Source organism: Kitasatospora sp. NPDC056800 (assembly GCF_042789775.1).
Lineage (GTDB): Bacteria > Actinomycetota > Actinomycetes > Streptomycetales > Streptomycetaceae > Kitasatospora.
The window spans coordinates 1-10317 of sequence record NZ_JBHUAL010000279.1 but is presented as its reverse complement, the minus strand read 5'-3'; the positions used below and the strand labels follow the sequence as shown (position 1 = coordinate 10317).

The following is a 10317-nucleotide window of genomic DNA, read 5'->3' as shown; positions in this document are numbered from 1 at the left end:
CCCCCGAGGGAGCGGGGCCGCCGCCGTCTCACCCGAGCCTGCGCACCCCCGAGGGCAGCACCGCCAGGTCCACCGGCCGGTCGTGCGGTTCGGCCGGCACCCGCTCCAGCAGCTCGTGCTCGTACAGCAGCACCGCCAGCACCGGCCGTGCCCCCGCCCGCGCCAGCCGGGCCAGCACCCGGTCGTAGCTGCCGCCGCCCCGGCCCAGCCGCAGCCCGGAGCGGTCCACCGCCAGGCCCGGCAGCAGCACCACCGCCGCCCGCGCGACCGCCTCCGGGCCGAGCCGCGGACCGACCGGCTCCAGCAGCCCGCGCCCGGCCGGGGCCAGCGCGTCCGGCCCCGCGTACGCGGCCCAGTCCAGGTCGTTGTCCGGCAGCAGCACCGGCAGCAGCACCCGCACCCCGCGCGCCCGCAGCGCGTCCAGCAGCGGCCTGGTCCCGGGCTCGGCGCCCACCGAGACGTACGCGGCCACCGTGGCGCCGGGGGCGGCCAGCTCCCCGGCGTGCCCGGCCAGCGCGTCGGCCGCCGCCGCCCGCTCCTCGGCGGCCAGTTCGCGCCGCCGCGACAACAGCCGTGTCCTCAGGCCGCTCTTCTCGTTGGGCATCCGATCCTCGTTCATCCGATCCTCCTGGCCTCCGCACCGCCGACGCGCAGAGCCTGACACGCTAAGGGGCACCCCCCATTGACCACCCCGCTGCTGGTCCAGGCCCTGGCCGCACTCGGCGTCCCCGCACTGGCCGGCGCCACCGCCCTCGGACTGCGCGGCCGCCGGGAGCGGGCCCGGGCCGCCGCCGGGGCGCAGCGGCTGCGCGGGCGGATCGCCGAACTGGAGGAGCGCTGCGCCGACCTGGAGCGCACCGCCTCCTGCGACCCGCTCACCGGCGTGTGGAACTACCGCCACCTCCAGCTCACCCTGGACCGGGAGATCGAACGGGCCCGTCGCGCCGAGCACACCGGACAGGCCGACGGCCCGCGCCCGCTCGCCGTGCTGATGCTCGCCATCAGCGGCTTCGACGCGGTCGTCGCCGAGCACGGCCGGGGCCGGGCGGGCGCGGTGCTGCGCGACCTCGCCCAGCGGCTCGCGATGGAGATCCGCCGGGCCGACACCCTCGGCCGCTACGGCGGCGAGGAGTTCCTGGTGGTGCTGCCGGACACCGGCGCCGAGGGCGCCGCCCAGGTCGCCGAGCGGCTGGTCTGGTCGGTCCGCCGGCACCTGCTGCTGGACTGGTCCTCCGGCCCGCGCGAGTCCCGCCCCGCCGCCGGCAACGGCCTGACCGCCGCCGCCGGCATCGCCGTGCTGCCCGAGAACGGCACCCACGCGGCCGTCCTGCTGCGCGCCGCCGACACGGCGCTCGCCGCGGCCCGGGCGGCCGGCGGCGACTGCTGGCGGCTCTCGGCCCGGCCGCCCGGGGAGTCCGGGGAGCCCCGCGCCGACCGCTCCGAACAGGCCGCTCGCACGCCCGATCACGGAACGGATGCCGAACGTGACCGTACGGAAAAGGCGGGTAGTGTGTCGGCCTGTGTCGGCCGGGACCCGTTCGCCCAGCCGGTCGCGACCCATACGACTGCCACCGCGGCCGGGCCCAGCGACGTGCTGTCCTAGCCGTCCGCCCGTACTCGGCCGGGCGAAAACGTGCCTGAGTAAGGTGAACGCATGACGACGACCAACCCCCGAGTTCCGGTGACCAAGGCCGTGGTGCCCGCGGCCGGACTGGGCACCCGCTTCCTTCCGGCGACCAAGGCCACCCCGAAGGAGATGCTCCCGGTCGTCGACAAGCCGGCGATCCAGTACGTCGTCGAGGAGGCCTCCGCCGCGGGCCTGTCCGACATACTGATGGTCACCGGGCGCAACAAGCGGGCCCTGGAGGACCACTTCGACCGCGCCTACGAGCTGGAGGAGCTGCTGGTCCGCAAGGGCGACGAGCAGCGCCTGGCCCGGGTCCGCGAGTCCGTCGAGCTGGCCAACATGCACTACGTCCGCCAGGGCGACCCGAAGGGCCTCGGCCACGCCGTCTCGGTCGCCGAGCAGCACGTCGCCGGCCAGCCCTTCGCCGTCCTGCTCGGCGACGACCTGATCGACCCGCGCGACCCGCTGCTCTCCCGGATGATCGAGGTGCAGCAGCAGCTCGGCGGCTCGGTCGTCGCCCTGATGGAGGTCGACCCCTCCCAGATCCACCTCTACGGCTGCGCCGCCGTCAAGGCGAACGGCTTCGGCGAGGACGTCTTCCAGGTGACCGACCTGGTCGAGAAGCCCGAGCCCGGCGAGGCCCCGTCGAGCTACGCCGTGATCGGCCGCTACGTCCTCGACCCGCTGGTCTTCGACGTGCTGCGGGAGACCCCGCCCGGCCGCGGCGGCGAGATCCAACTGACCGACGCCCTGCGCGAGCTGACCAACCGCGAGGCGGCGGACGGCGGGCAGGTGCACGGCGTGCTCTTCAAGGGCCGCCGCTACGACACCGGCGACCGCGCCGACTACCTGCGCGCTATCGTCCGTCTGGCCGCCGAACGCGAGGACCTGGGCCCGGAGTTCCGCTCCTGGCTGCGGGAGTTCGTCGGCTCCGAGATGCAGGACTGACGCAGGACCACGACCGAGGGAGCGAGCCGCCGATGACCGGGTCCACCGAGCACAGCACCATGCCCAGCGCCTGCTGCGACGCCGGAGCGGACCCGGCCCCGGCGGCCCCCCGCCTCTGGACGGTGGACGAGCACGTCGCCGACGTGCTGGCCGCGGTCGGCCCGCTGCCCGCGATCGAGCTCCAGCTGCTGGAGGCCCGCGGCTGCCGGCTCGAGGAGGACGTGGTCGCCGACGGCGACCTGCCGCCCTTCGACAACAGCTCGATGGACGGCTACGCGGTCCGCACCGCCGACACCGAGGGCGCCACCGACACCTACCCGTCGGTGCTCTCGGTGGTCGGCGACATCGCCGCCGGCGCCGACGCGCTGCCCAGGGTCGGCCCCGGCCAGGCCGCCCGGATCATGACCGGCGCCCCGATGCCGCCCGGCGCCCAGGCCGTCGCCCCGGTCGAGTGGACCGACGGCGGCACCGGCACCGGGGTGGCCGCCGCCGCGATGACCGCGCCGGTCCCGGACGAGGAGGTCCGGGTGCTGCGCCCGGTCGCCGCGGGCGCGCACATCCGCCGCCGCGGCAGCGACGTCGCGGCCGGCGTCCGGGTGCTGGAGGCCGGTACCCGGCTCGGCCCCGCCCAGCTCGGCCTGCTCGCCGCGATCGGCCGGCCCACCGTGAAGGTCCGCCCCCGCCCCCGGGTCGTGGTGCTGTCCACCGGCAGCGAGCTGGTCCAGCCCGGCGAGCCGGTCGGCCCCGGGCAGATCGCCGACTCCAACAGCTTCGCCCTCACCGCGGCCGCCCAGGACGCCGGCGCCATCGCCTTCCGGGTCGGCGCCGTCCCGGACGACGCCGACCGGCTGCGCGCCGTCCTGGAGGACCAGCTCGGCCGGGCCGACCTGATCGTCACCAGCGGCGGGGTCAGCGTCGGCGCGTACGACGTGGTCAAGGAGGTCTTCGAGTCCTACGGCGGGGTCGACTTCCGGCGGCTGCGGATGCAGCCCGGCAAGCCGCAGGGCTTCGGCCGGATCGGCGGCGCGGCCGGGGTGCCGCTGCTCGCCCTGCCCGGCAACCCGGTGAGCGCCTACATCTCCTTCGAGCTCTTCGTCCGCCCGGTCATCCGCACCATGCTCGGCGCCGCCGACGTGCACCGCCCGGTCGTCCGCGCGCTCTGCCCGTCCCCGCTGCGCTCCCCGGCCGGCCGCCGGCAGTTCCTGCGCGGCCGCTACTCGGCGGCCGACGGCACGGTCGAGCCGGTCGGCGGCGCCGGGTCGCACCTGGTGGGCGCGCTGGCCCGGGCCGACTGCCTGATCACCGTCCCCGAGGAGACCACCGAACTGCCGGCCGGCAGCGAGGTGGACGTGGTGTTGCTGGACGCCTGATCGGCCCCCGGGACCGGGGAACGGTACGGTAGCGCGGTATTCGACCTGCGCGCCCCTGGAGTTACCCGTGACGACACCTCCCCCCGGCGACCGCCTCACCCACGTCGACGACCAGGGCGCGGCCCGGATGGTCGACGTGACCGAGAAGGCCGCCACCGCGCGCACCGCCGTGGCGGCCGGCCGGGTGCGGGTCTCCCCGCAGGTGGTCCACCTGCTGCGCGGCGAGGGCGTGCCCAAGGGCGACGCCCTCGCGGTGGCTCGGATCGCCGGGATCATGGGCGCCAAGAAGACCCCGGAGCTGATCCCGCTCTGCCACCCGATCGCGGTCTCCGGCGTCAAGGTCGACCTCGCCGTCGCGGACGACGCGGTCGAGATCACCGCCACCGTGAAGACCGCCGACCGCACCGGCGTCGAGATGGAGGCGCTGACCGCCGTCGCGGTGGCCGGGCTGACCGTCGTCGACATGGTCAAGGCGGTGGACAAGGGCGCCACGATCGAGTCCGTCCGGGTGCTGAGCAAGACCGGCGGCAAGAGCGGCGACTGGTTCGCCCCGGAGGTGGCGCAGTGAGGGCCCTGGCGGTCACCGTCTCCAACCGGGCCTCGGCCGGGGTCTACGAGGACCGGGGCGGCCCGCTGCTGGTGGCCGGCCTGACCGCGATGGGCTTCACCGCCGACGGCCCCCGGGTCGTCCCGGACGGCGAGCCGGTGGAGTCCGTGCTGCGCGAGGCCGTCGCGGCCGGCTACGACGTGGTGCTGACCACCGGCGGCACCGGCATCTCGCCGATGGACCTCACCCCCGAGATGACCGCCCGGGTGATCGACCGCCAGGTCCCCGGCATCGCCGAGGCCGTCCGTGCGTACGGCCGGGAGAAGGTGCCGACCTCGGCGCTCTCCCGCGGGCTCGCCGGCCTCGCCGGACGTACCCTGATCGTCAACCTGCCGGGCTCGACCGGCGGCGTCAGGGACGGCCTCGCCGTCCTGAAGCCGCTGCTCGCCCACGCCGTCGACCAGCTCGGCGGCGGGGACCACCCCCGGACCGACGCCCCGGCACCCGGGGCTCCAGCATCCAGGAGAGGGCACTGAACGCCGGCTGGCCGGTAGAACTCCACGAGGGTGAGGTCGTGCTGCGCCCCATCCGGGCCCGCGACCAGCGCGAGTGGCAGGAGGTGAGCCGCCGCAACCGGGACTGGCTGCGCCGCTGGGAGGCCACCGTGCCGCCCGGCCCGGCGGGTCAGGCGGCCGGCGCCCGGCCGACGTACCGGCAGATGGTCCGCTTCCTGCGCGGCGAGGCCTCGGCCGGCCGGATGCTGCCCTTCGTCGTGGTCCACAAGGGCCAGCTGGTCGGCCAGTTGACGGTCGGCGGGATCACCTGGGGATCGATGTGCTCGGCGAACATCGGGTACTGGGTGGACGAGGAGGTGGCCGGCCGGGGCATCATCCCGACCGCCGTGGCCCTTTCGGTGAACTACTGCTTCCGCACGCTCGGACTGCACCGGATCGAGGTCTGCATCCGCCCGGAGAACGGCCCGAGCCGACGGGTGGTGGAAAAGCTCGGCTTCCGCTCGGAGGGAATCCGTCCGCGCTATCTCCACATCGACGGCGACTGGCGCGACCACCTCGTCTACGCGCTGACCGACGAGGAGGTCCCGGAGGGGATGCTGGAGCGCTGGCGCGCGCTCAGTTCCGGGCGCGGGACACGTAATTGAATGTATGTTCGAAAGAAATATCGATATGGCATCGTCGGGGCACCGGACCCGCACAAATAGCGGCAAAATAGTCGGAGAATCAGCTTGATCACACGACACGCCGCACCAAATTGCTGCCAGGCCTTCCCCGGCGCCCGTACGGTGTGAATCGTGAGCAGTAGCGGCCTTATCTACGCCGTCATCGTAGGGGCCTGGGCCGCCTATCTGGTGCCGATGTGGCTCCGCAGGCAGGACGAACTCAACGAGGCGCGCCCGACGGAACGCTTCAGCACCGCCATCCGCCTGCTGGCCGGGCGTTCGGGGCTGGAGCGGCGGGCAGCCCGGGCCCTGGGTGACGAACCGCGTGACGAGCAGAGCGACGACGGTCCTCCCGAACGGGACGAGACCGCCTCCGGCGACCCCGCACGGGAGCCCGAACCCCCGGTGCAGCGCCCGGCCGAGCGGCCGGGCCCCGAACCGCGGGCCGGCACCGAGCGCCGGGCGCGGCTGCTGGCCCGCCGGCGCCGGATGGTCACCGCCCTCTTCCTCTCCTTCGCGCTCGGCGCGGTGGTCGCCGCGGTGGCCGGACTCGCCTTCCTCTGGGTCCCGGCGGTCCCGGCGGTCCTCCTCACCCTGTACATCGGCCACCTGCGCCGGCTGGAGCGCCAGCGGTACGAGGTGAAGCTCGACCGGGTCCGGGCCGCCCAGGCCGCCGAGCGGCTGCGCAAGCGCGAGCAGCAGCGCGCCGAGGCCCGGCCGCCGGCCGGCGCCCCGGCCGAGGCCCCCGCCGCGGAGCCGGCCCCGGCCGCGCCCGCCGGGGAGCGGCCCGCGCGCCGTTCCCACCTGCGGCTGGCCGCCGACCCCGAGCAGGCCACCGTCTCGGTGCCCTCCGCCTCCGCGGTGGCCGAGGCGACCGAGCACGAGGAGTGGGTCGACGGCATGCGCGAGCGCGGCGCGGCCGGGCCGGACTCCTGGGAGCCGGTGCCCGTCCCGCTGCCGACCTACGTGACCGCCCCGGTCGCCCCCCGGGTCTCCCGCGGCCTCGATCTGTCGGCCCCCGGCACCTGGACCGCCGGGCGCCCCGCCGAGTCCCGCAAGACCCCGCTCTTCGACCAGTACGCCGAGCCCCAGGCTCCCGAGTCGCGCCCGCGCGCGGCCAACGAGTGACGGGGGCCGGGGGTCGGCCCCCGGCCCCGCCCGTACGCCGCGACGCACCCGCCCGATGCCGCCCCGCCCGCCACCGCGGGCGGGGCGGTCCGCGTTCGGGGTGCGCCCCCTGGCCACCCCGGCCGGCACCGTGATCCGGGGGGTGGTCACGGACCCCCTCCGAAAGGTGCTAGAGTTTCTTCTCGTTGGGGCTGTGGCGCAGTCCGGTAGCGCACCTCGTTCGCATCGAGGGGGTCAGGGGTTCGAATCCCCTCAGCTCCACCCAACAGACCGGCTCCGGCCGGTCGACGAAATCCCGCCGGGAGGCAACTCCCGGCGGGATTTCGCGTTTTGGGGTCCAGGCCCGGTGCCGACCCCGACCCGGGGCCCGTTGTGAGGGGGGTCACATCGCCCCTCCGGGCCCGTTTCTGACGCGGTTTGGGGCTCAGGGGGGTCGGTTATGGTGGGTGGGCCCAGACGGCGACGAGGGAACGATCTGGTCTATCTCGACGGGGTGCCATCGCGGTGCGCGAGTTCGGTCTGAAACGGTGGGTGCGGCGGTCCGGTCCGGAAGGGTCCGGCGACGCGGCGGAAACCGGAAGGCCGAATTCCTGGACCCTTCCGGCGGCCTGTGTGGCGGCGGTTTCACTGGCGGTGTTCGCCTGGTTCCGGCACGTCCACGGGGCCACCATGGTCGACATGCTGGTCTACCGGGCCGAGGGCCAGGCGGTGGTCCGCGGCGAGGACCTGTACGCGATGCGGCTGCCCGGCTGGGACCTGCCGGCCACCTACCCGCCGTTCGCGGCGATGCTCTTCGTGCCGAGCACCTGGTTCGACGTGAGCACCCTGCGCGTCCTGGTGATGCTCCTCAACTACGCGCTGCTCGCCGCGGCCGTGCACCTGTCGCTCAAGCTGGCCGGCTGGCCGAAGCGGCACCGCGCGGCCGTGGTGGTCCTGGCCACCGGCCTCGGCGTCTGGCTGGAGCCGGTCTTCACCACCTTCCAGTACGGCCAGGTCAACCTCGGCATACTCTGCCTGGTCCTGTGGGACCTGACCCGGCCGGACAGCCACCGCCTCAAGGGCGTGGGCATCGGCCTGGCCACCGCCATCAAGATCACCCCGGGCCTGTTCGCCGTCTACCTGTTCCTGACCGGCCGGGTCCGGGCCGCCTTCGTCTCGGCCGGCACCTTCCTGGCGGCGGGCCTGATCGGCTGGGCCCTCCTGCCCGACGCCTCGTACGGGTTCTGGACCACCTACCTCTGGGACCCGAGCCGGGTCGGCGTGACCGTCCTGGTGGACAACCAGTCGCTGCGCGGCGCCGTCTGCCGGCTGCTCGACGTCAACGACCCCGGCCTGGTCGGGGTCGTCGCCTCGGCGCTGGTCGCGGTGTTCGGGCTCGGGGTGGCGGTGCTGGCCGGCCGCTCGGCGCGGGTGCTGCGGCGGGCCGACGCCTGGGGCGCGGTCTGCGCCGCGCTCACCGCGCTGCTGGTCTCGCCGATCAGCTGGACCCACCACTGGGTCTGGTGTATCCCGCTGCTCGCCCTGCTGGCGGTGGAGGCCAGGACCACGGCCCGGCGGGTGCTGTTCGGCGTGACCGCGGCGGTCTTCCTCTCCCACGTGATGTGGGCGGTGCCGCACCGCTGGGGCCGCGGGGTCGCCTGGTACTGGCAGCTGCCCGGCGCGATCTACCCGCCGATCGCGATCGCCGTCCTGGTCGTCCTGGGCGTGCGGCTGTACCGCGCCCGGCGGCAGGCCGTGGACGCCGCCGGCGGCGGGGCCCTGACCCTGCTGACCGCCAGGCTGGACCGCGACCCCGCGCTGACGAACCGGACCTGACGGACCGGACCCACGGACCCCAGACCGGACGGACCAGACCAGACGTGACCACCCAGACCGCACCCCCGCCGCCGGCCGCCGCCGGGCCCGCCGTCCGCCGGATGGCCGCGGCCGTCCTGCTCGGCCCCGCCCGGCGCACCGCGCTGCTCACCGCGCTCTGCTTCGCGGTGACCTGCGCCATCGGCCTGCAGGGCTGGACGTCCGTCTCGCTCGGCGGCTTCGACCTCGGCATCTTCGACCAGGGCGTGCGCGGCTACGCCCACTTCGGGCTGCCCGTCTCGACGCTGAAGAGCTTCCACCACGAGTTCCCGCCCGGCTTCTCGCTGCTGGGCGACCACTTCTCGCCGGTGCTGGCGCTGCTCGCGCCGCTGTACTGGATCTGGGACGACCCGCGCTCGCTGATCATCGGACAGTCGCTGCTGTTCGCGGCCGGCGTGCCGCTGATCCGGCGGATCGCCGGGTACGCCTTCGCCGGCGCCGAGCCGCGCACCGCCCGCCGGGCCGCCGACCTGGCCGGCCTGGTCTACGGGCTCGGCTGGCCGCTGCTGGTCGCCGCCCGGGTGGGCTTCCACGAGGTCGCCTTCGCGGTCCCGCTGACCCTGCTGATGCTGGAGCGCGGGCTGGCCCGCCGGTACGGCACGGTGCTGCTCGCCGCCCTGCTGCTGTGCTGCACCAAGGAGGACCTCGGCCTGCTGGTCGGGGCGTACGGGCTGGTGCTGCTGCTGCGCACCCGCCGCACCGACGACCGGGCGGGCCGCCGCACCGGGCTGGGACTGCTGCTGGGCGGGCCGGTCGCCTCGGCCGCCGCCATCACCTGGCTGATCCCGGCGATGGGCGGGGAACCGGGCTACTACTGGAACTACGGCTCGCTCGGCAGGGACGGCGGCGACGCGCTGCGCAACCTGCTGCACGACCCGTTCCTGCTGGTGCAGGCCGCCTTCGACCAGCCGCTCAAGCCGCTGCTGCTGCTGTGGCTGTTCGGCACCATGCTGCTGCTGCCGCTGCGCTCGGCCACCGTGCTGTGCGCGGTGCCGCTGCTGGCCGAACGGATCCTGTCCAGCAACCCCAACCACTGGTCGATCGCCCGGCACTACGACGCGCTGCTGTGGCCGGTCCTGCTCACCGCCGCGATCGAGGTGCTGGGCCGGCTGAGCGCCACCGGGCGGCCGGAGCGGAGCCTGCGGCGGGCCCGCCGGCTGGGCCTCGGCGTGGCCGGCATCGCGCTGGTGGCCGCGGTGCCGATCGGGCTGGTGCCGCTGGTCCTGCCGACCTCCTGGGCGCCCAAGCCGAGCGAGGCGGCGCTGGTCCGGGCGGCCGCGCTGATCCCGGACGGGGCGTCCGTCGAGGCGGACAACCAGATCGCGCCGCGGCTGACCGCCCGGACGGACGTGGTGCTGGTGGACGGCACACCGCGCGGGCGCGAGTACGTGCTCACCCGGGGCGACAAGCGGTCCTTCCCGTTCAAGACGGACAAGGAGCAGGCCGAGCGGATCCAGCTGCTGCTGGCGCACGGCTACCGGCAGCTGTGGGCCGAGGACGGGGTCGTGCTGCTGCACCGGGAGGGCGACGAGCCGGTCCCCGGCGAGCACGTGCCGGGGCCGGGCAGCAAGCCGGTCCAGGACGAGGTCCCGACCGACGTCGGACACAACCTGTTCCGCGGCTGAGCGCGGGGCCCGGACACGCCGGAGGGCCGGCCGGAACGACG

At 75.2% G+C, this 10317-nt stretch carries 10 protein-coding genes and 1 tRNA gene; 10 read left to right on the top strand and 1 reads right to left on the bottom strand.

All coding sequences use genetic code 11. From position 1 onward, the window contains the following. Positions 1-28: 28 nt before the first annotated feature. Positions 29-619: a 5-formyltetrahydrofolate cyclo-ligase gene (locus ACFRQN_RS37700; protein WP_074001262.1), complete on the bottom strand. Its 591-nt coding sequence runs from the start codon at positions 617-619 to the stop codon at positions 29-31. A 63-nt stretch (positions 620-682) separates the two neighbouring features. Between ACFRQN_RS37700 and ACFRQN_RS37695 the strand changes: the two genes are divergently transcribed. The 10 genes from ACFRQN_RS37695 (at position 683) to ACFRQN_RS37650 (ending at position 10276) form a co-directional block, all read left to right on the top strand. Continuing rightward, entirely contained in the window at positions 683-1603 is a 921-nt protein-coding gene (locus ACFRQN_RS37695; protein WP_074001263.1) for a GGDEF domain-containing protein, read from the top strand. Positions 1604-1654: 51 nt separating this feature from the next. Continuing rightward, positions 1655-2575 (top strand): UTP--glucose-1-phosphate uridylyltransferase GalU, encoded by a 921-nt coding sequence (gene galU / locus ACFRQN_RS37690; protein ID WP_049660927.1) that lies wholly within the window; start codon positions 1655-1657, stop codon positions 2573-2575. Between the two features lie 32 nt (positions 2576-2607). Continuing rightward, positions 2608-3945, top strand: a complete 1338-nt coding sequence (glp, locus tag ACFRQN_RS37685) for a gephyrin-like molybdotransferase Glp (RefSeq protein ID WP_380745084.1) — start codon at positions 2608-2610, stop codon at positions 3943-3945. Positions 3946-4072: 127 nt separating this feature from the next. Continuing rightward, on the top strand, positions 4073-4513 hold the full coding sequence (moaC, locus tag ACFRQN_RS37680) for a cyclic pyranopterin monophosphate synthase MoaC (protein ID WP_380745086.1): 441 nt from the start codon (positions 4073-4075) through the stop codon (positions 4511-4513). Beyond that, the gene (locus ACFRQN_RS37675; RefSeq protein WP_380745082.1) at positions 4510-5028 is read left to right on the top strand and encodes a molybdenum cofactor biosynthesis protein B; all 519 of its coding nucleotides are present in this window, start codon (positions 4510-4512) and stop codon (positions 5026-5028) included. Before moaC ends, ACFRQN_RS37675 begins: the two co-directional genes overlap by 4 nt. 38 nt (positions 5029-5066) lie before the next feature. Further along, positions 5067-5651, top strand: a complete 585-nt coding sequence (locus ACFRQN_RS37670) for a GNAT family N-acetyltransferase (protein ID WP_369808369.1) — start codon at positions 5067-5069, stop codon at positions 5649-5651. A 150-nt stretch (positions 5652-5801) separates the two neighbouring features. Then, positions 5802-6797, top strand: a complete 996-nt coding sequence (locus tag ACFRQN_RS37665; RefSeq protein WP_074001266.1) for a hypothetical protein — start codon at positions 5802-5804, stop codon at positions 6795-6797. 187 nt (positions 6798-6984) lie between these two features. Next, positions 6985-7058, top strand: a tRNA-Ala gene (locus ACFRQN_RS37660). 351 nt (positions 7059-7409) lie between these two features. Continuing rightward, the gene (locus ACFRQN_RS37655) at positions 7410-8612 is read left to right on the top strand and encodes a glycosyltransferase 87 family protein (protein ID WP_234348610.1); all 1203 of its coding nucleotides are present in this window, start codon (positions 7410-7412) and stop codon (positions 8610-8612) included. A gap of 44 nt (positions 8613-8656) precedes the next feature. Beyond that, positions 8657-10276 (top strand): DUF2079 domain-containing protein, encoded by a 1620-nt coding sequence (locus ACFRQN_RS37650; protein ID WP_380745079.1) that lies wholly within the window; start codon positions 8657-8659, stop codon positions 10274-10276. The last annotated feature ends 41 nt before the right edge of the window (positions 10277-10317 follow it).

Excerpts from the sequence above, each read along its gene's own strand:
- moaC (WP_380745086.1), top strand. The coding sequence starts at position 4,073 with ATGGTCGACGTGACCGAGAAGGCCGCCACCGCGCGCACCGCCGTGGCG.
- glp (WP_380745084.1), top strand. The coding sequence starts at position 2,608 with ATGACCGGGTCCACCGAGCACAGCACCATGCCCAGCGCCTGCTGCGAC.
- ACFRQN_RS37700 (WP_074001262.1), bottom strand. The coding sequence starts at position 619 with ATGAACGAGGATCGGATGCCCAACGAGAAGAGCGGCCTGAGGACACGG.
- galU (WP_049660927.1), top strand. The coding sequence starts at position 1,655 with ATGACGACGACCAACCCCCGAGTTCCGGTGACCAAGGCCGTGGTGCCC.